Below are 19,375 nucleotides of genomic sequence, written 5' to 3' on the forward strand. Positions count from 1 at the left end.
ACATGCAAGTCTATGAGGCGCCCCTGCGCGATATGCGGTTCGTGATCCACGAACTGCATCAGGACGATGGCTTCGGCAATCTGGAAGCGCTTGAGGAATTCAGCCCCGATCTGGTCGATGCCGTACTGGAAGAGGCGGCCAAGGTGGCGCAGGAAGTGCTGCTGCCCCTGAACCGTTCGGGTGATATAGAGGGCTGCGCGCTGGAAAACGGCGTCGTGCGCACCCCGAAGGGCTTCAAGGAAGCGTATGACATGTTCCGCGACGGCGGCTGGTGTGCGCTTGCGTCCGACCCCGAATGGGGCGGACAGGGCCTGCCCGAAGCGGTGAACAAGATGACCGAGGAGATGATCTGCTCGGCCAACCTTTCGTTCAGCCTATACCCCGGCCTGACCCACGGCGGCACCACCGCGATCGAGGCCTACGCCAGCGATGAACTGAAGCAGTTCTATCTCCCGAAAATGGTGTCGGGCGAATGGTCGGGAACGATGTGTCTCACCGAACCGCACTGCGGCACTGACCTTGGCATGCTGCGCACGAAAGCAGTGCCGCAGGACGATGGGTCGTACAAGCTGTCAGGCGCCAAGATCTTCATCTCGGCGGGCGAGCATGACCTGACGCCCAACATCATCCACCTCGTCCTCGCCCGTCTGCCCGATGCGCCGGCCGGGGTTAAGGGCATCAGCCTGTTCCTCGTTCCCAAGTATTTGCCGAAAGACGATGGCACGCCGGGGCCGTCGAATGGCGTTTCGGTTGCGGCGATCGAGCACAAGATGGGGCTCAAGGCATCGGCTACCTGCCAGCTCAACTTCGACGAGAGCACCGGCTGGCTGGTCGGCAAGCCCCACAAGGGCATGGAGGCCATGTTCAAGATGATGAACACCGAGCGCGTCTCGGTGGGCGTTCAGGGCCTTGGCGTGGGCGAAGCGGCCTATCAGTCCGCCGTGTGGTACGCAAAGGACCGCCTGCAGGGGCGCTCGCTTTCGGGCGTGAAGAACCCGAATGGTCCGGCGGACCCGATCATCGTCCATCCCGATGTGCGCCGCATGCTGATGACGATGCGCGCCTACAACGAAGGCTGCCGCGCACTGGGCGGCTGGGTCAGCCGTGCTCTCGATGCCGAGAAACACGCCACCGACCCTGCCGTGAAGCAGAATGCCGAGGACTTCATCGCGCTGATGACCCCGGTGGTGAAGGCGCTGTTCACTGACCTTGGCCATGAAAGCGCCAATCTGGCGGTGCAGGTTTACGGCGGCCATGGCTACATCGCGGAAAGCGGCGTGGAGCAGTACGCCCGCGATGCCCGCATTGCGATGATCTACGAAGGCACTAACGGCATCCAGGCGCTCGACCTTGTCGGTCGCAAGATGCCCGCGCACATGGGGCGCTATCTGCGCAGCTTCTTCCATCCGGTGTCCAGCTTCATCGAAGCGAACAAGGCGGATGCCCAGTTCGCGCCCATGATCGTGGGGCTGGAAAAGGCGTTTGGCGCGCTGCAGCTTTCCACCGGCACCATCGCCCAGAAGGGGATGAAGGATCCCGAGGAAGCAGGCGCTGCAGCAACCGACTATCTGCGCCTGATGGGGCTGGTGGCGATGGCCTACTGCTTCGCCAAGTCGGCGCTGATCGCGCGCGACAAGCTGGCGGGCGGTAGCGAGGACGCCGGCTTCTACAAGGCCAAGCTGGCGACGGCACAGTTCTACTTCGACCGCATCCTGCCGCAGGCAACGGCGGCATTCCTTGCGATCAAGGCGGGCAAGGCGTCGATGATGGCGCTGGACGAAGCCGCGTTCTGATAAAAATAAGGGGGCAGCGCAGGCTGCCCCCTTGCTTCGATATCGAGAGGTTTTACGCCGCCACCATTTCCGGGCGCATCAGTTCTTCGGCCATGCGATCGGCCACCACGGGCGGCGGCAGGCCATCGCTGGCGGCGGTGTCGAGCAGTTCGCGCATGCGCGGGCCGATGGCCATGACCCGGCCGCGTACTTCGTTTTCGCTTTCGCCCAGATACTCGGCCGCGACGTTGATGATGCCGCCCGCGTTCGCCACGTAATCGGGCGCATAAGCAATCCCCCGCTCCATCAGCATCTCGGCGACATGCGGCGCGGCAAGCTGGTTGTTGGCCGCTCCGCAGACCACCTTCGCGCGCAGTGCCTCGACCGTTGCGTCATCAAGCGCGCCGCCCAGTGCACAGGGCGCGAAGACTTCGGCCTCGATGGCGGCGATGCCGTCGATCCCCATGATGCGCGCGCCGGTTTCTTCAGCCAGACGGGCACAGCGCAGCGGGTCGATATCGGCAACCACCAGCTGCGCGCCCGCTCCGTGGAGCAGCCGCGCCAGCCCCGCGCCGACATTGCCGACGCCTGAAATCGCCACCGTCACGCCCGCAAGACCGCTGCCGTAGCGGAATTCGACGGCGGCCTTCATCGCCTCGAATACGCCAAGCGCCGTCCAGGGGGACGGATCGCCGCCCGCAAGGCCTGGCAGCGCGGTGCGTCCGGCAACGTGACGGGTATGCAGCGCCACGTATTCCATGTCGGATACTCCGGTGCCCACGTCCTCTGCGGTGACGTAGCGACCATCCAGCTTCTCGACCGCTTCGCCGAACGCCTCGAACAGCGCCCTCCGGACCTCTGGGCGGTCGAAGTCACCGGCCGGTCGGCGCAGCACGGCCTTGCCGCCTCCAAGCGGAAGGCGGGCCATGGCATTCTTGTAGCTCATGCCTTCGGCCAGTCGGAAGGCATCGCGCATGGCGGCTTCGGGGTCGTCGTAGGTCCACAGGCGGCAGCCGCCCGCCGCCGGGCCGCGCGCGGTCGAATGGATGGCGATGATGCCGTCGAGACCGGCAGCTTCGTCGGACAGGCGGACATATTCGATCGGCGGCATCATGCGCCGGGTCTGGGCAACCATCGTCAAGGCTCCATGCGGGAGTGGTATTAGCTTCCGCATTATGCCGATGAGGGGCGGGACATTCTGACCTCATTTCAGCCCCATGGCGGAAAATCCGCCGCGACAGGAGGGGTGCAGGCGTGATATCAGGTCAAAATGACCGACCTTGATCCATATGAGCGAAAAATTCTCCGCGAACTGCAGCACGACGCGAATCAGACTACTGCGCAGATTGCGGAGCGGGTGGGCCTGTCTCCCTCTCCCTGCTGGCGGCGGATCGACCGGCTGGAGCGCGAGGGCTTCATCCAGCGCCGCGTCGCCATCGTCGATCGGCATAAAGTGGGGCTTAACGCACATGTCTTCGTGCAGGTGAAGCTGAACGCCCACGGCCGCGCGAACCTTGACGAATTCGCCGCCAAGATCCGCGAATATCCCGAGGTTCTGGACTGCTACGTGCTGCTGGGCTCCGTCGATTTCATGATCCGGGTGGTCGCGGAGGATATCAGCGCCTATGAGCGCTTCTTCTTCGAGAAGCTGTCCCAGCTTCCCGGCGTTCAGGAAATCACCTCAACGGTAGCGCTGTCAGAAATCAAGGCGACGACGGCGCTTCCCCTTTGACGTGGGCTCCTGATAACCGGTGCAGTGGGACGCGTCGAAGCGAACTTCCGGCGAACCCGGACGACGAAAGGTCTTAGATGTCGCAACCCCTCACGATCGAGCCCACCCCTGAAGCCCCGCAACTGACGGACAGGATGCGCCTCAAGGCCATCGTTGCGGGTTCTGCGGGCAATCTGATCGAGTGGTACGATTTCTACGTCTACGCCTTCACCGCGCTCTATTTCTCGTCCGAGTTTTTTCCCAAGAGCGATGCGCTGGTGCAGGTCATGGCCACTAGCGGCATCTTTGCCATCGGCTTCCTGATGCGGCCCATCGGCGGCTGGTTCTTCGGGCGCTATGCGGACCGGCACGGACGGCAGAAGGCGATGGTCGTGTCGGTGCTGATGATGGGTGCGGGGGCGCTGCTGATCGCCTGCCTGCCCACGTATGCCACGATCGGCGCGGTCGCTCCGGCGCTGCTGCTGGTGGGACGCATGCTCCAGGGTTTCTCCACCGGCGGGCAATACGGCACGGCGGCGACCTACCTTTCCGAGATCGCCGGACCGAAGCGGCGTGGCTTCTGGTCCTCTTTCCAGTACGTCACGCTGATCGGCGGGCAACTGACCGCGACGCTGGTGATCCTGCTGCTGCAGCACCTGCTGGGAGAAGCCGGGATGAAGGCGTGGGGCTGGCGCATCGGTTTCCTGATCGGCGCAGCGGCAGCGGCCTGCATCGTGATCCTGCGCGACCATATGCACGAAACCGCTGACGCCAAGGACCGTGAGGGCTCCGAAGCCGGCAGTCTGGCCGAACTCTTCCGCCATTCCACCCGCGCTTTCCTGATCGTTGCAGCGCTGACGGCGGGCGGCAGCCTGATGTTCTATTCCTTCACCACGTACATGCAGAAGTTCCTCGTCCTCACTGTGGGCATGTCCAAGGAAACGGCGACGGTGATGATGACCGCCGTGCTGGTGGTGTTCATGATCCAGCAGCCGTTGATGGGTCTGCTTTCGGACAAGATCGGGCGGCGTAACAACATCGTCGCCTTTGCCGCGCTGGGCGTGCTGTTCACGGTGCCGCTGTTCAGCGCGCTGGCGGTGACGAAAAGCCCTGTCACCGCCTTCCTGCTGATCGCGGCGGGCCTGACGATCTGCAGTTTCTACACCTCCGTCAGCGGGCTGTTCAAGGCAGAGCTGTTCCCCGTCCATGTCCGCGCGCTGGGCGTGGGCCTTGCCTATGGCGTCGCCAACGCGCTGTTCGGCGGCACGGCGGAGAACGTTGCCTTTGCCTTCAAGCAGGGCGGCATGGAGCAGGGCTTCTACTGGTACGTCACGGCGTTCTGCGTCGTATCGCTGGTGGCGGCGCTGATGCTCCCCGACACGCGCCGCGCCAACCCGCTGGACCGCGTCGCCACGGCTTAGGGTACTATATCTCGCTGTGTATAGTTATATTGTCTGCAGTGATGAATAATGTTCAACATTGCATGCAATGGTGATGCCATGGCGGAGAGCAACTTATCCGGGCACTATGGGTTGATGGTCACATAGGGCGCGCCTTGGGCAAGGAAGGCGCGAACCGGCTGCGGTTCTGCCGTGGTCGTCCCGTAGCAGAAAGCATCACCCATGACGGAAGGATACGGAGCGATTTCCCGGCGCGACGTTCTCAAGACCAGTGCGGCAGGCGCGGCGATTGCCGGTTCGCTTGGCCCCGGCAATGTGGCCATGGCGCAAGGGCAGGCTGATGCCCCGCCACATGCGGCAGTGACGCTCAAGGTCAACGGCGAGTCGACGCGGCTGGAACTGGACACCCGCACCACGCTGCTTGACGCCCTGCGCGAGCATGTGAAGCTGACCGGGACCAAGAAGGGCTGCGACCACGGCCAGTGCGGCGCCTGCACGGTGATCGTCAACGGCCGCCGCATCAATTCGTGCCTGACCCTTGCGGTGATGCACGAAGGCGACGAGGTCACCACGATCGAGGGGCTCGGCAGCCCCGACAACCTTCACCCGATGCAGGCCGCCTTCGTCGAGCATGACGGCTACCAGTGCGGTTACTGCACGCCGGGCCAGATCTGCTCTGCCGTCGCGGTGCTGGAGGAAATCCGCGCCGGGGTTCCCAGCCACGTCACTGCCGACGTCTCCAAACCTTCGCCGATGACCACCACGGAAATGCGCGAACGCATGAGCGGCAACATCTGCCGCTGCGGTGCCTATTCGAACATCGCCGAAGCCATGGCTCAGGTTGCAGGAGTGAAGGCATGAGGCCGTTCACTTATGAGCGTGCGAAGAGCGCGCAGGACGCCGCCGTCAAGGCTGCCACGACGCCGGGCGCGCGCTTCATCGCGGGCGGCACCAACCTGCTCGATCTGATGAAGCTTGAGATCGAAACGCCGACGCACCTCATCGACGTCAACGGCTTGGGCATGGACAGGATCGAGCCGATTGACGGCGGTGGCCTGCGCATCGGCGCCCTTGTGCGCAACACCGATCTTGCCGCAGATGCACGCGTGCGCAAGGACTACGGCGTGCTGACCCGCGCACTTGTCGCAGGCGCGTCTGGCCAGTTGCGCAACAAGGCGACGACGGCGGGCAACCTGTTGCAGCGCACCCGTTGTCCGTACTTCTATGACGTCAACATGCCCTGCAACAAGCGCAAGCCCGGTTCCGGCTGCGCGGCGATCGGCGGGTTTTCGCGCCAGCTTGGCGTGATCGGCACCAGCGACGCGTGCATCGCCACGCATCCCAGCGACATGGCGGTGGCGATGCGCGTGCTTGACGCCTCGGTCGAGACGATCCGCCCTGACGGTACTACCCGCGCTATACCCATCGCCGATTTCCACACGCTGCCGGGCCAGACCCCGCACGTGGAAACCGCGCTGGAAAAGGGCGAGATGATCATATCCGTCGCCCTGCCCAAACCGCGCGGGGGCACGCATATCTATCGCAAGGTGCGTGATCGTGCCTCTTACGCCTTCGCGCTCGTCTCCGTCGCGGCAGTGATCGGCAAGGACGGGAAGGGCGCCGTCGCGCTTGGCGGCGTTGCGCCCAAACCGTGGCGGGTGGAAGGGGCTGATGCCCTGCTGCCCAACGGCTCGAAGGCCGTGGCCGACCGTCTCTTTGCCGGGGCTGCCCCGCGCGAAGACAATGCATTCAAGCTGACCCTCGCCCAGCGCACTATCGCTGCGGTTCTCGCGGAGGCAAAAGCATGAAGTTCGATACCCCCGCAGGGACTAACCCTATCGACCGCATGAAGGTCGTCGGCCAGCCCACCACGCGCATCGACGGTCCGCTCAAGGTCGGCGGCCATGCGCCTTATGCCTATGAGCATCAGGAGCTGCCCGGCAAGCCAGCTTATGGGTATGTCGTAGGCTCGGCGGTGGCCAAGGGCACCATCCGTTCGATGGACACTTCTCGCGCCGAACGCGCGCCGGGCGTGGTCGCGGTGGTCACGCATCGCAACGCGGGCAAGATCGCCAAGGGCAACTTCAACACCGCGATGCTGCTGGGCGGACCGAAGATCCAGCATTACCACCAGGCGATCGCCGTGGTCGTGGCAGAAACGTTCGAACAGGCCCGCTCCGCCGCTGCGCTGATCGACGTCGATTACGCGCGTGACCGCGGCGCCTTCGACCTTGCCGCTGCGAAAGTCGATGCCCCGGACGCCACCGGGTCCGACGCGCCGACCGCTGTGGGCGACTTCGCCGGGGCCTTCGCCGCCGCGCCGGTGCAGATCGACCAGACTTACACTACCCCCGACCAGAGCCACGCGATGATGGAGCCGCACGCCACCATCGCCGCGTGGGAAGGGGACAAGCTGACGGTGTGGAGCGCCAACCAGATGGTGGCGTGGGGCGCGGGAGATCTTGCCCGCACCCTGCAGATCCCGCCTGAGAACGTGCGCCTGATCTCGCCCTATGTCGGTGGCGGCTTCGGCGGGAAGCTGTTCCTGCGTTCGGACGTGATCATGGCCTCTCTGGGCGCGAAAGCGGCGAAGCGGCCGGTCAAAGTGGCCCTGCCGCGTCCGTTCATGGGTAACAACACCACGCACCGCCCCGCGACGATCCAGCGCATCCGCCTTGGCGCGACGCAGGACGGCACGCTGACCGCCATCGGCCACGAAAGCTGGTCGGGTGATCTGGAAGGCGGCGGCCCGGAAAGCGCCACGCAGCAGACCAAGCTGCTCTACGCGGGCGCCAATCGCATGACCGCGCTGCGCCTTGCCGTGCTGGACCTGCCCGAAGGTAACGCCATGCGCGCGCCGGGCGAGGCTCCCGGCCTGATGGCGCTGGAAATGGCCGTCGATGAACTGGCCGAGAAGCTGGGCATGGACCCGGTGAAACTGCGCGTCATCAACGATACGCAAGTCGACCCGGAGAAGCCCGAGCGCCCGTTCTCTCAGCGCAACCTCGTGCGCTGTCTGGAAGAGGGGGCAGAGCGTTTCGGCTGGGCGCGGCGCAAGGCGCCGGGCCAGGTGCAGGAAGGCCGCTGGCTGATCGGGATGGGCGTGGCCGCAGCGTTCCGCAACAACCTGAACATGAAGTCCGGTGCGCGCGTTCGCCTCAGCCCCTCGGGGCAGGTTACGGTCGAAACCGACATGACCGACATCGGCACCGGCACTTACACCATCATGGCGCAGACCGCGGCAGAGATGATGGGCGTGCCGCTTGCCAAGGTGACGGTGAAGCTGGGCGACAGCTCGTTCCCGGTCTCTGCCGGATCGGGCGGTCAGTGGGGTGCCAACTCTTCGACGGCGGGGCTCTATGCCGCTTGCGTGAAGCTGCGCGAAGCGATCGTGGCGAAGCTGGGCTTCGGGCCGGGAGAGGCCACGTTCGAGAACGGGCAGGTCCACGTCGGCAACCGCGTGGCTGACATTGCTAGCGCGGCCAAGGGCGGCGAGATCGTGGTGGAGGACTCGATCGAGTTCGGCGATCTGGGCAAGAAGTTCCAGCAGTCCACATTCGGCGCGCACTTCGTCGAGGTGGCGGTGGATCGCTACACCGGCGAAGCCCGCGTGCGCAGGATGCTGGCGGTCTGCGCGGCGGGCCGCATCCTCAACCCCACCGCTGCGCGCAGCCAGGTGATCGGCGCGATGACCATGGGCGTGGGCGGCGCGCTGATGGAGGAACTGGCGGTCGACAAGCGTTTCGGCTTCTTCGTCAACCACGACCTTGCCGGGTACGAAGTGCCGGTCCACGCCGACATTCCGCATCAGGAAGTTGTGTTCCTTGACGAAGCGGACGACAAGGTTTCGCCGATGAAGGCCAAGGGCGTCGGAGAATTGGGCCTGTGCGGCGTCGGCGCGGCGGTCGCGAACGCGATTTACAACGCAACCGGCGTGCGGGTGCGCGATTATCCCATCACGCTGGACAAGCACCTCGACAAGCTGGGCGAAGTCGTCTGATCCATCACATTCCTCCCCGAGCGAGGCTTGGGGAGGAATTGAAGCGGCGTGCTTTGCGTCTTACGCTGGGGCCTTCATCTTCAGGACACATCCGTAAATGCCCTTCCGGCGTTCCGACCTTGCCGATCTTTCGTACTTTCTTGCCATCGCGCGGCACCGCAACTTCCGCAAGGCGGCAACGGAACTGGGTGTCAGCGCCTCGGCGCTCAGCCATTCGCTGCGGGGGCTGGAGGAGCGGCTCAAGGTTCGCCTTGTCAATCGCACGAACCGCTCCGTCACGCTGACGGCGGCCGGGGAGGATCTGCAGGCTGCCATCCGCGATCCCTTCGCCGCAATCCATGAGGCTGAGGACCTGCTCAATCTTCATCGCGATGCCCCCACCGGCCGCGTGCGCCTCAACGTGCCGGATGAAGCGGCGATGCGGCTGCTGGCGCCGATCCTGCCCGAGTTCGTCGCGCGTTATCCCGATGTGGAACTGGATATCAGCGTGGACAACACGATGGTGGACGTGATCGAGGCGGGCTTCGATGCCGGCATCCGCTTCGGTGGCACAGTGCCGGAGGACATGATCGCCCAGCGCGTTACCCCCGATTTCCGATGGGTGGTGGCCGGTGCGCCTGCCTATTTCGAAAAGCATGGCGAGCCCCAGCATCCCGACGACCTGATGCACCATCAGTGTATCCGCATCAGGCTGGGCAATGGGCGGATATATAACTGGGACTTCGACCGCGGAGAGGAATCGCTGGCTTTGACAGTGCCCGGCGGCATCATCGTCGACAACGGCAGCATCAGTCGTGCGCTGGCGCTGAACGGGATGGGACTGATGTACGCGGCGGAGCCGGCGATCGCGCCGCTGCTGGCCGAAGGATCGCTGCGCGCGGTGCTGCAGGAATGGGCGTCGCCGGGGCCGGGCTATTTCATCTACTATTCCAGCCGCCGCCAGGTGCCGAGGGGGCTTCGCCTGCTGATCGACCTGATCCGCGAGATGAAGCCCCTGGGGTGACGCCTCAGTAATCCTCGGTATCGATGGAGGCGTTCATCGTCGGCGAATAGCGGTGACCGCTGACGGTCTGCTGGTTGATGATCTCGCCTGCGCGCACGATCACTTCGGCGGGAATATCGAGCGCCATCGTGGCATGGTTCTGGTCGAAGTGCGCAATGGACCGCGTGCCGGGGATCGCGTGCAGATGCTCGCCCTGTGCCAGCACCCACGCGAGCGATAGTTGCGCAGGCGTAGCCCCGGCCTCGGCGGCTAGGGCGGAAAGCTGTTCGATCAGGGCCAGATTGGCGGGCCAGTGTTCCGCCGAAAAGCGCGGCATCGTCAGGCGGATGTCCTTGCCGCCAAGCTGTTCCGGCGCGGTGATCTCGCCGCACAGCGCGCCACGACCGACGGGCGAGAACGCGACCAGCGCGATGCCCAGTTCGCGCGTGGTGTCCAGCACGCCCAGTTCGACGTTGCGGGTCCAAAGCGAGTATTCGGTCTGCACCGCGGCCATCGGATGCACCGCATGCGCTTCGCGGATATGCGCGCTCGACCATTCGGAGACGCCGTAGGCCCCGATCTTGCCCGCTTCGATCAGCCGCGCCATTGCGCCGACCGACTCCGCGATCGGCGTGTCACGATCCAGCCGGTGCATGTAGAACAGGTCGACATGGTCGGTGCCGAGCCGCTTGAGGCTGGCGTCGATCGATGCGGCGATGCTATCCGGGCGGCAGTCGGTCCCGCGCCGTTCACCGTCGAGCACGATGCCGGTCTTGGTGGCAAGGAAGAATTCGTCGCGCCGGCCCATGATCGCTTCGCGCAGCGTTTCTTCGCTGATGCCCATGCCGTAGATGTTGGCGGTGTCGAAGTGATCGCACCCGGCGTCCAGCGCATGGCGGAACAGCGATACCGCATCCGCGCGGCTGGGCGCTTCGCCATAAGCCCACGCGATGTTCATGCAGCCGAGGCCGATGGCGGCGACTTCGCGGCCGGCGAGAAGGCGTTTGGTCATGGGGATGTCCTGTATTCGGAGCGTGGCAAGGGGGAACGACGAGGTCGGCCAAATCTAAGGGCCAGTCAAGCGCGTGGGATGCACCGGGCTTGCAGAGATTGCATGCAAATTTATGCAACTAATTCGCAATAGCGATGGACAAGGCAGTCTTGCGGCTTATCTAACCCTTAGAGGACATTGCTTGAAGCGAAGGAGATCTCGAAACCATGGAAACCCGCCGCGAATCCGACAGTATCGGTGAAATCGACGTACCCGTCAGCGCCTATTGGGGCGCGCAGACGCAGCGTTCGATCGAGAATTTCCCCTTCGGCGAAACCGAGCGCATGCCGATCGCGATCGTCCATGCCCTGGCGCTGGTGAAGCAGGCGGCGGCGCGGGTGAACCGCAAGCATGGCCTTGACGGAAAGATCGCCGATGCCATCGAAAGCGCCGCGCAGGAAGTCGTCTCGGGCAAGCTGGACGACCAGTTCCCGCTGGTGATCTGGCAGACCGGATCGGGCACGCAGTCCAACATGAACGTCAACGAGGTTATCGCGGGCCGCGCCAACGAAATCCTGACAGGCACGCGTGGCGGCAAGTCGCCGGTCCATCCCAACGATCATGTGAACATGGGCCAGTCCTCCAACGACAGCTTCCCCACCGCACTTCACGTTGCGGCGGCGCGCGCGGCGACGGATAAGCTCTATCCGGCGATCGACCAGTTGCACGCCTCGCTGCAGGCCAAGGCGGATGCATGGAAGGATATCGTCAAGATCGGCCGCACGCACCTGCAGGATGCGACGCCGGTGACGCTGGGGCAGGAATTCTCCGGCTACGTCCATCAGGTCTATCGCAGTCGCAAGCGTATCGAACCTGCCGTTTCGCACGGTATGACCGCGCTGGCGCAGGGCGGCACGGCGGTTGGCACCGGGTTGAACGCGGCGCCGGGCTTCGACGTCGACGTGGCCGCGGAACTGGCGGACTTGACGGGGCTGCCGTTCCGTCCTGCCGAGAACAAGTTCGAGGCGCTGGCATCCAACGACCCGCTGGTGCATCTTTCGTCCACGCTGGCGACGCTGGCGGTGGCGCTGACCAAGATCGCCAACGATGTGCGCTGGCTGGGCTCCGGCCCGCGCTCTGGGCTTGGCGAGCTGGACTTGCCCGCTAACGAACCGGGCAGCTCGATCATGCCGGGCAAGGTCAACCCGACCCAGTGCGAGATGCTGACGATGGTGTCGGCGCAAGTCATCGGCAACCATCAGGCGGCGACCGTCGGCGGCCTGCAGGGCGCCTTCGAGCTGAACGTGTTCAAGCCGCTGATCGGCGCGGCGGTGATCCGGTCTATCGACCTGCTCTCTGTCGGCATGGTCAGTTTTGCCGAGCGCTGCGTGGATGGGATCGAGCCCAACCGCGCGCGGATAGCCGAACTGCTGGACCGTTCGCTGATGCTGGTCACCGCGCTGGCGCCCGAGATCGGGTACGATAACGCAGCCAAGATCGCCAAGCACGCACATACCGAAGGACAGACGCTCAAACAGGCGGCGCTGGAACTGGGGCTGGTGGACGAAGCGACGTTCGACCGCGTGGTGCGGCCTGAAACGATGGTATGAACCAGGGCAGGGGCTTCGCTTGTCGAAGCCTCGCTGTGCAATACCCTGCTCTAATTTTTGCAATGATCCGTTCCGATCATTGCGTTTGATCGCGCAGGTCTGGCAAGGCAGTTAGGACCCAGGTGCGGGGCGCGGACTTTGTGGCCGCGCGGCGCACCTTTTCCTGACCCTTCCGACTGCGCGAGACCATGGCCGAAACCCCCGTATGCCCCCGTCCTGAAGCCTCGCCCGAGGTGCCTTTGGGCGAAGCGGAAATCGCTGCCGCAGCGTATGCGCGGGAAATCACGATACCGGCGGAATGCGCGCCGGGCGTTGCCGCCAACCTGGCCTTGCTGGCCCGTCACTTGCGTACCATGCGTGGTGAACCGGCATGAGGGCGATCGCACAGACCGCCGCTGCCGTGCGAGCCGGATCGCTCAGCGCCCGTGCCATGGTGGAAGAAGCGCTGATCGCGCTGGTCGCGGACGAGCACGTCGCGGTCACTTGCGTACTGCATGACCGTGCCCGTGCCGAGGCTGATGCCGTCGATGCCATGGTGGCCGCCGGGCGCGATCCCGGGCCGCTGGCAGGCGTGCTCTATGGCGTTAAGGATCTGTTCGACCTTCAGGGACTGCCGACCACGGCGGGCTCCACGCTCTATGCCGATGCCGCGCCTGCAACCAGTGATGCCGAGGCGGTAGCGCGTTTGCAGGCGGCGGGCGCGATCTGCGTGGCGACGCTCAACATGGATGAGTTCGCTTACGGCTTCGCGACCATTAACGCGGCCTATGGCACCACGCGCAATCCGCATGATCCCTCGCGTCTGGCCGGTGGTTCGTCGGGCGGGTCGGCGGCGGTGGTGGCGGCCGGGCTGCTCGCCTTTGCGCTGGGATCGGACACCAACGGATCGATCCGCGTGCCTGCCAGCCTGTGCGGGCTCTATGGCCTGAAGCCCACGCACGGCGGCCTGCCTCTGGGCGGTGTGTTTCCTTTCGCGGAAAGCTTCGATGACATCGGCCCGTTCACCCGCTCTATCGAGGAAATGGCGCTGGTGTGGCAGGTGTTGGGCGGGCGCTCATCGTCACGCAGCGGCGACTTGCGCATCGCGCGTCTTGGAGGGCGGTTCCGGGAGAATGCGGAAGATGACCAGCTGGCCGCGATCGACGCCATCGCGCCCGGCGCCCCGCTTGTCGAGCTGCCCGAGATCGCGCGCGCCCGTTCCGCCGCGTTCCTGATCACCGCATACGAGGGTGGCGCGCTGCATCGCAAGGCACTGGCCGCGAACGCGATGAGCTTCGATCCGCAAGTGCGCGATCGCCTGCTGGCCGGCGCGCTGCTGCCCGATGCGCTTTATGCAGAGGCGCAGGCATTCCGCGCCGAGTATCGCGCCCGGATCGAGGCGCTGGTTGCCGATTACGATGTGCTGCTCGCCCCCGCGACGCCGACTTTCGCGCCGCCGATCGCCGATCCGCGCATCCTCATCGACGGCGCGCTGTCCCCGGCAAGGGCCGACCTTGGCATTCATACCCAGCCGATCACCTTCACGGCATTGCCGTCGCTGGCAGTTCCGCTCTACCGACCGGGCAGGCTGCCGATCGGCCTGCAACTGATCGGTGGTCCGGGGCGCGAAAGCGACCTCTTCTCCTTCGCCGCGATGCTCGAGGCGCAAGGGATCGTCGGATATTCCATGCCGCTGGGCACGGCGCGCACTTATGATTTTACGCCGCCCGAGGCGGCGAGGGGGTAATACCGTGACGCAGATCTCAACCACCATCGATGTCCCGGAGGGGGCGCAGGAAACGCCGGCGCCCTCCGGCAAGCTCGACCGCTATTTCTCGCTGAGCGCGCGAGGCACCACCGCGCGGACCGAAGTGCTGGCGGGGGTGACGACCTTCCTGACGATGGCTTACATCGTGCTCGTGAACCCGGCGATCCTGGGCAGCGCGGGCATGCCCATCGCCTCGGTCGCGGCGGCGACGTGCTTTGCGGCGGCCTTCGCCTCGATCCTGATGGGCGTGGTCGCGAACACACCCCTGGCGCTGGCGCCGGGTATGGGGCTCAATGCCTATTTCAGCTATACCGTCGTCCAGCAGATGGGCGTGCCCTGGCAGGTGGCGCTGGGCTGCGTGTTCATTTCGGGCGTTGCGTTCCTGCTGCTGACCCTGACGGGTATCCGCCAGCTTATCGTCAATTCCATCCCGCAATACCTTTTCGCGGCGGTCGCAGGCGGCATCGGCCTGTTCATCGGCTTCATCGGCCTCAAGGATTCCGGCATCGTTGTCGCCAATCCGGCGACGTTCGTGGCGCTGGGTGATCTCAAGGCTCCGGGAGCGGCGCTGGCGCTGTTCGGCCTTGCGGTGATCGGTACGCTATCGGTGTGGAACGTGCGTGGAGCGATGCTGATCGGCATCCTTGCCACCACCGTGGTGGGCTGGATCGCGGGCATGGTTTCCATCAGCCCCGAACCCTATTCCCTTGCCGCGCTGACCGGAACCGCGTTCCAGCTTGACCTCGGCGGCGTCTTCGGCCTTTCCGGCAAGCACGGGCTGGGCCTGCTTGAGATCCTGTTCGTGTTCCTGTTCGTCGATCTGTTCGACAACATCGGCACCCTTGTCGCGGTGACCAAGCGGGCCGGGCTGATGGACGCGGCGGGCCGTATTCCGCGCCTCAACCGCATCCTTATCACGGATGCCACCGCTACCATCGTCGGCTCGATGGCGGGCACCAGCACCGTCACCAGCTATGTCGAGAGCGCGGCCGGCGTGCAGGCGGGCGGACGCACCGGCCTTACCGCCGTAGTCACCGGCGTGCTGTTCCTGGCGATGATGTTCGTGGCGCCTTACGCACAAGTGATCCCGCTGGCGGCGACCGCTCCGGCGCTGATCATCGTCGGCGGCCTGATGCTGCTGCCGCTGACCGAAGTGGAATGGGAAGATCCGCTTTCGGCGATCCCCGCGTTCCTGACCGTGGCGATGATCCCGCTGACGTTCTCGATCGCCAACGGGCTTGCCTTCGGCATCACCGCCCATGCCGCGCTCAAGATCGTGCGCGGGACAATCACGAAGAAGGACGCCTTCCTGCTGGTCCTGGCGCTTCTTTTCGTGGCCCGCTTCGTCTGGATGGGAGCCGCCTGATGCGCGCTGCCGTCATCACCGCAGCGCTTGCGCTGACACTGGCCGCAAGCCCCGCTCTGGCGGATGAGCGGCTGGACCTCACCCCCCGTACCCTGGTGATGACGGCATATCAGCCCGAATGGAATGCTCTGGTTCATTCGGTGACCGAGCAGAAGGAATATACCCTCAACGGCTCCACCTACCTGACCGGCGTGATGGAGGGTAAGCCCGTCCTCCTGATGCAGAGCGGCGTGTCGATGGTGAACGCTGCGATGAACACCCAGCTGGTGATCGATCGCTTTACCGTGAAGCGCATCGTCTTTTCCGGAATCGCGGGCGGTGTCGACCCGGCGCTGACCATAGGCGACGTCATCGTGGCGGAAAACTGGGGCCAGTATCTGGAAGTGAACTTTGCCCGCAAGGACGGGCAGGGCGGCTGGAAATCGCCCGAAGCCGTCTCGACGGAGGCGCCGGGCAACTGGAATTTCATCTTCCCGCGCGGTGTGACGGTGCCCAATGCGCAGACCCCGGCCCGGCGGTTCTTCACTTTCGCGATGGACCCTGCACTGCTTGACCTTGCCCGCAAGGTGGCGCCCACAATTACCATGGAACGCTGCGTGGCGCCTTCGGAGCACCAGCTTCCCGGCAGCGAGCTATGCATCGCCCGGCCGCCCAGGGTCGTCGTCGGCGGAACCGGCGTCAGTGCCGGCGTCTATGCCGACAACGCCGAATTCCGCGAGTATCTGCACAAGGCGTGGCACGCCCGCGTGCTCGACATGGAAAGCGGCGCGGTGGCGCAGGTGGCCTATGCCAATCAGGTGCCCACGATCGTGTTCCGTTCGCTTTCGGACCTTGCGGGCGGTGATCGCGACAAGAACATGGAGGACACTTACGAGCGCCTTGCCTCGGTGAATTCCGCCCATGTGGTGCGCGCCTTCGTGGCGGCCCTTCCAGATTGATGACGCCGGACTGAGAGGCCATCCATGCAGACCGTAAACGCCAGCAACGGCATCGTCACCGCGCCGCATTTCCTTGCAGCGCAGGCCGGGCGCGATGTGCTTGCCGAAGGTGGCAGCGCCGTGGAAGCCTGCGTCGCCATCGCGGCGGCGCTGGCTGTCGTCTACCCGCACATGACCGCGATCGGCGGCGACGGGTTCTGGGTGATCCGGGAGCCCGATGGGACCGTCCATTCTATCCACGGCTGCGGCGGGGCAGCGGCGAAGGCTGACCTTTCGCTTTATGCCGGGCTGGATGCAGTGCCGACGCGTGGACCGCTTGCCGCGAACACCGTGGCGGGCACGATCTCGGGCTGGGCGGCGGCGCTGGAGGCTGATTACTGCAAGCTGCCGCTGGAACGCCTGCTGCGCGATGCGATCGCCCATGCGGAAAACGGCGTTGCGGTCACGAAGGGTGGCGCGGCGATCGCGGCGGGCAAGGGCGATGAATTGCGCGGGGCGCCCGGCGCCTATGCCGCCACGTTCGAGCCTGATGGGCGCCCGCTGGAGGAGGGTGACCTGCTGCGCCTTCCCGCATTGGCGCAGACGCTGCGGATGCTGGCTGCGAACGGCCTTGACGATTTCTACACCGGAGAACTCGCAGCGCTGATCGCGGCCGATCTTGAGGCGCTGGGAAGCCCGGTTTCGGCAGCCGACCTTGCCGCACACAGGGCGACGAGGCCCGATCCGCTGCATACCGTGATCGGCGGCGCGGCGCTTTATAACGCAACGCCGCCGACGCAGGGTTTTGCCTCGCTGATGATTCTGGCGCTGTTCGACCGGCTCAAGGCCGACGCGGCGGATGGTTTCGACCATGTCCACGGGCTTGTCGAAGCGACCAAGCAGGCCTTCCTGCTGCGCGACGTTCACGTGGGCGACCCGCTGTATACTGGTTTCGATTTCCAGCACCTGCTGTCTGACTCTGCCGGACTGGACGATATTGCCGCGCGGATCGATCCCGCACGGGCGCTTGAATGGCCGCAGCCGCCGCAGTGGGGGGACACCTGCTGGTTCGGCGCCGCGGATGCAGAGGGCCGGGTGGTTTCATGCATCCAGTCCACCTACTTCGAATTCGGATCGGGCCTTGTGTTGCCGCAGACCGGGATCACCTGGCAGAACCGCGGAAGCTCGTTCCGGCTGGCCGAGAACGGCTGGAATGCTCTCAAGCCCGGTCGCAAGCCGTTCCATACGCTCAACCCCGCGCTTGCGGTGTTCGAAGATGGGCGCGTCATGGCCTATGGCACGATGGGCGGGGAAGGGCAGCCGCAGACGCAGGCCGCGCTGTTTACCCGCTATGCCCGTTTCGGCATGGACCTTCAGGCCGCGATCAGCGCCCCGCGCTGGCTACTGGGCCGCACCTGGGGCGATGTCACGACCTCGCTCAAACTGGAAGACGGTTTTAACGATGCGCTTTACGCTCAACTTGCCGAAGCCGGGCATGATGTGGAGCGCGTGGGCCCGCTGACCGCCACCATGGGCCATGCGGGCGCCGTGGTGCGGCTTGCCGACGGCTCGTTCGAAGGCGCAACTGACCCACGCAGCGATGGCGAGGCGGCGGGATGGTGACCGAAAACCCCGGCGGGGCCCGCGCCGTTGCCCGGTGCGATGCCCTGCGCGTTGCTCCTTACAGTGACATGGAAGGTGGCCTGTTCCGCGCATACCTGACGCCGGCCTATGCCGCTGCGCAAGGCGCCGTGGCGGGATGGATGGAAGCGGCGGGAATGCGCGTCCATGTCGATGCGGCCGCCAATCTGATCGGGCGCTATGACGGGCACCTTGGCCATGCACCGGCGCTGGTGATCGGCAGTCACCTCGATTCCGTGCGTGACGGCGGGCCGTATGATGGGCCGCTGGGGATCATGCTGGGCATCGAGGCTGTTGCCGCGCTTCATGCACAAGGCAGGCGGCTGCCGTTTCCGATCGAGGTCTACGCCTTCGGGGACGAGGAGGGCTCCCGCTTTCCCGCCGCCATGCTGACCAGCCGGGCCGTGGCGGGCACGCTTGATGTCGCAGCGCTCGATATCACCGACACGGCGGGCGTCACGCTAGCGCAGGCTTTGGCTACCACGCCCGATTACCTTTCCGCAGCCCGCGCGCCGGATACCACGCTCGCCTATCTCGAAGCGCATATCGAGCAGGGGCCGGTGCTGGAGGCGGATGGTCTTGCGGTCGGCACCGTTACCGGGATTGCGGCGCAGTTGCGCTATGCGGTTACCGTAAAGGGGATGGCGGGTCATGCAGGCACCGCCACGATGCGCCTGCGCCGAGATGCGCTGGCGGGCGCTGCGGCGATGGTGCTGGCGGTGGAGCAGATCGCGCGCGCAGACAATTCTGACGTCGTCGCTACCGTGGGCCGGCTGGAAGCACTGCCCGGCGCGCCCAATGTGATCCCCGGCGAAGTCCGCTTCACCATCGATGTGCGTTCGGGCGCGGAAGACAGGCGCAATGCGGTGGCAGAGGCAATCCGTGCGCGTATCGATGAAATCGCCACCGCCCGCGGGCTTGAACTGGCCATCGCGCTGATCCACGATCTTGCCGCCAGCCCCAGCGATCCGGCGCTGATGGACATGATGGACGCGGCGCTGGCTGCGGCCGGTCAGCCGGTGCGCCGTCTCGTTTCGGGCGCGGGGCACGATGCCATGAACATGGCCGCCTTGTGCCCCACTGCCATGCTGTTCATCCGATGCCGCGAAGGCATCAGCCACAATCCGGCCGAGCATGTCGAACCTGAAGACGCGCAGGTCGCGTTGCAGGTGATGCTTGGCTTCATCGAACGTCTGGGAGAATCCGTTGTCGCTTGATCCGCATCTTTTCGGAGAGAT

General features: G+C 65.2%; 16 protein-coding genes. 14 read left to right on the forward strand and 2 right to left on the reverse strand.

Annotated elements, in window-relative coordinates; all coding sequences use genetic code 11:
- Positions 1 to 2 precede the first annotated feature (2 nt).
- Positions 3 to 1,793: an acyl-CoA dehydrogenase C-terminal domain-containing protein gene (locus A8V01_RS01780; protein WP_103094247.1), complete on the forward strand. Its 1,791-nt coding sequence runs from the start codon at positions 3 to 5 to the stop codon at positions 1,791 to 1,793.
- 52 nt (positions 1,794 to 1,845) lie between these two features.
- Here A8V01_RS01780 and A8V01_RS01785 read toward each other — a convergent pair whose 3' ends face one another.
- On the reverse strand, positions 1,846 to 2,907 hold the full coding sequence (locus tag A8V01_RS01785; protein WP_103094248.1) for a Leu/Phe/Val dehydrogenase: 1,062 nt from the start codon (positions 2,905 to 2,907) through the stop codon (positions 1,846 to 1,848).
- A 135-nt stretch (positions 2,908 to 3,042) separates the two neighbouring features.
- On the opposite strand from A8V01_RS01785, the gene A8V01_RS01790 reads away from it, so the two are divergent.
- The 6 genes from A8V01_RS01790 (at position 3,043) to A8V01_RS01815 (ending at position 9,886) form a co-directional block, all read left to right on the forward strand.
- Complete coding sequence (locus tag A8V01_RS01790; protein WP_103094249.1) at positions 3,043 to 3,504, forward strand: Lrp/AsnC family transcriptional regulator; 462 nt, start codon at positions 3,043 to 3,045, stop codon at positions 3,502 to 3,504.
- 77 nt (positions 3,505 to 3,581) lie between these two features.
- Complete coding sequence (locus A8V01_RS01795) at positions 3,582 to 4,904, forward strand: MFS family transporter (RefSeq protein WP_103094250.1); 1,323 nt, start codon at positions 3,582 to 3,584, stop codon at positions 4,902 to 4,904.
- A 201-nt stretch (positions 4,905 to 5,105) separates the two neighbouring features.
- Positions 5,106 to 5,744, forward strand: coding sequence for an aldehyde dehydrogenase iron-sulfur subunit PaoA (paoA, locus tag A8V01_RS01800; RefSeq protein WP_103094251.1), 639 nt, complete (start codon positions 5,106 to 5,108; stop codon positions 5,742 to 5,744).
- Positions 5,741 to 6,691, forward strand: coding sequence for an FAD binding domain-containing protein (locus tag A8V01_RS01805; protein ID WP_103094252.1), 951 nt, complete (start codon positions 5,741 to 5,743; stop codon positions 6,689 to 6,691). Before paoA ends, A8V01_RS01805 begins: the two co-directional genes overlap by 4 nt.
- A complete protein-coding gene (gene paoC / locus A8V01_RS01810) occupies positions 6,688 to 8,883 on the forward strand; it encodes an aldehyde oxidoreductase molybdenum-binding subunit PaoC (protein WP_103094253.1) in 2,196 nt (731 codons plus the stop codon). Before A8V01_RS01805 ends, paoC begins: the two co-directional genes overlap by 4 nt.
- Positions 8,884 to 8,980: 97 nt before the next feature.
- Positions 8,981 to 9,886 carry a LysR family transcriptional regulator gene (locus A8V01_RS01815; protein WP_103094254.1) on the forward strand — a complete coding sequence of 302 codons (906 nt, stop codon included), beginning with the start codon at positions 8,981 to 8,983 and terminating at the stop codon, positions 9,884 to 9,886.
- Between the two features lie 4 nt (positions 9,887 to 9,890).
- Here the strand turns inward: A8V01_RS01815 and A8V01_RS01820 are convergent, their stop codons facing one another.
- Entirely contained in the window at positions 9,891 to 10,877 is a 987-nt protein-coding gene (locus tag A8V01_RS01820; RefSeq protein ID WP_103094255.1) for an aldo/keto reductase, read from the reverse strand.
- 206 nt (positions 10,878 to 11,083) lie between these two features.
- Here A8V01_RS01820 and fumC point away from each other — a divergent pair, with 206 nt between their 5' ends.
- The 7 genes from fumC to A8V01_RS01855 all read left to right on the forward strand — a co-directional run bounded on the left by fumC (position 11,084) and on the right by A8V01_RS01855 (position 19,354).
- Positions 11,084 to 12,466: a class II fumarate hydratase gene (gene fumC / locus A8V01_RS01825; protein WP_103094256.1), complete on the forward strand. Its 1,383-nt coding sequence runs from the start codon at positions 11,084 to 11,086 to the stop codon at positions 12,464 to 12,466.
- 188 nt (positions 12,467 to 12,654) lie between these two features.
- A complete protein-coding gene (locus tag A8V01_RS01830; protein ID WP_103094257.1) occupies positions 12,655 to 12,840 on the forward strand; it encodes a hypothetical protein in 186 nt (61 codons plus the stop codon).
- The gene (locus A8V01_RS01835; protein ID WP_103094258.1) at positions 12,837 to 14,192 is read left to right on the forward strand and encodes an AtzE family amidohydrolase; all 1,356 of its coding nucleotides are present in this window, start codon (positions 12,837 to 12,839) and stop codon (positions 14,190 to 14,192) included. Before A8V01_RS01830 ends, A8V01_RS01835 begins: the two co-directional genes overlap by 4 nt.
- 4 nt (positions 14,193 to 14,196) lie before the next feature.
- Positions 14,197 to 15,579, forward strand: a complete 1,383-nt coding sequence (locus A8V01_RS01840; protein WP_103094259.1) for an NCS2 family permease — start codon at positions 14,197 to 14,199, stop codon at positions 15,577 to 15,579.
- Positions 15,579 to 16,517, forward strand: a complete 939-nt coding sequence (locus A8V01_RS01845) for a 5'-methylthioadenosine/S-adenosylhomocysteine nucleosidase (protein WP_103094260.1) — start codon at positions 15,579 to 15,581, stop codon at positions 16,515 to 16,517. Before A8V01_RS01840 ends, A8V01_RS01845 begins: the two co-directional genes overlap by 1 nt.
- Before the next feature lie 24 nt (positions 16,518 to 16,541).
- Positions 16,542 to 18,119: a gamma-glutamyltransferase family protein gene (locus tag A8V01_RS01850; protein WP_103094261.1), complete on the forward strand. Its 1,578-nt coding sequence runs from the start codon at positions 16,542 to 16,544 to the stop codon at positions 18,117 to 18,119.
- A complete protein-coding gene (locus A8V01_RS01855; protein ID WP_103094262.1) occupies positions 18,113 to 19,354 on the forward strand; it encodes an allantoate amidohydrolase in 1,242 nt (413 codons plus the stop codon). Before A8V01_RS01850 ends, A8V01_RS01855 begins: the two co-directional genes overlap by 7 nt.
- Positions 19,355 to 19,375 lie beyond the last annotated feature (21 nt).

The sequence above is a fragment of the Novosphingobium guangzhouense genome (assembly GCF_002896965.1).
GTDB classification, from domain to species: Bacteria; Pseudomonadota; Alphaproteobacteria; order Sphingomonadales; family Sphingomonadaceae; genus Novosphingobium; species Novosphingobium guangzhouense.

Excerpts from the sequence above, each read along its gene's own strand:
- A8V01_RS01780 (WP_103094247.1), top strand. The coding sequence starts at position 3 with ATGCAAGTCTATGAGGCGCCCCTGCGCGATATGCGGTTCGTGATCCAC.
- A8V01_RS01785 (WP_103094248.1), bottom strand. The coding sequence starts at position 2,907 with ATGGTTGCCCAGACCCGGCGCATGATGCCGCCGATCGAATATGTCCGC.
- A8V01_RS01790 (WP_103094249.1), top strand. The coding sequence starts at position 3,043 with ATGACCGACCTTGATCCATATGAGCGAAAAATTCTCCGCGAACTGCAG.
- A8V01_RS01795 (WP_103094250.1), top strand. The coding sequence starts at position 3,582 with ATGTCGCAACCCCTCACGATCGAGCCCACCCCTGAAGCCCCGCAACTG.
- paoA (WP_103094251.1), top strand. The coding sequence starts at position 5,106 with ATGACGGAAGGATACGGAGCGATTTCCCGGCGCGACGTTCTCAAGACC.
- A8V01_RS01805 (WP_103094252.1), top strand. The coding sequence starts at position 5,741 with ATGAGGCCGTTCACTTATGAGCGTGCGAAGAGCGCGCAGGACGCCGCC.
- paoC (WP_103094253.1), top strand. The coding sequence starts at position 6,688 with ATGAAGTTCGATACCCCCGCAGGGACTAACCCTATCGACCGCATGAAG.
- A8V01_RS01815 (WP_103094254.1), top strand. The coding sequence starts at position 8,981 with ATGCCCTTCCGGCGTTCCGACCTTGCCGATCTTTCGTACTTTCTTGCC.
- A8V01_RS01820 (WP_103094255.1), bottom strand. The coding sequence starts at position 10,877 with ATGACCAAACGCCTTCTCGCCGGCCGCGAAGTCGCCGCCATCGGCCTC.
- fumC (WP_103094256.1), top strand. The coding sequence starts at position 11,084 with ATGGAAACCCGCCGCGAATCCGACAGTATCGGTGAAATCGACGTACCC.
- A8V01_RS01830 (WP_103094257.1), top strand. The coding sequence starts at position 12,655 with ATGGCCGAAACCCCCGTATGCCCCCGTCCTGAAGCCTCGCCCGAGGTG.
- A8V01_RS01835 (WP_103094258.1), top strand. The coding sequence starts at position 12,837 with ATGAGGGCGATCGCACAGACCGCCGCTGCCGTGCGAGCCGGATCGCTC.
- A8V01_RS01845 (WP_103094260.1), top strand. The coding sequence starts at position 15,579 with ATGCGCGCTGCCGTCATCACCGCAGCGCTTGCGCTGACACTGGCCGCA.
- A8V01_RS01850 (WP_103094261.1), top strand. The coding sequence starts at position 16,542 with ATGCAGACCGTAAACGCCAGCAACGGCATCGTCACCGCGCCGCATTTC.
- A8V01_RS01855 (WP_103094262.1), top strand. The coding sequence starts at position 18,113 with ATGGTGACCGAAAACCCCGGCGGGGCCCGCGCCGTTGCCCGGTGCGAT.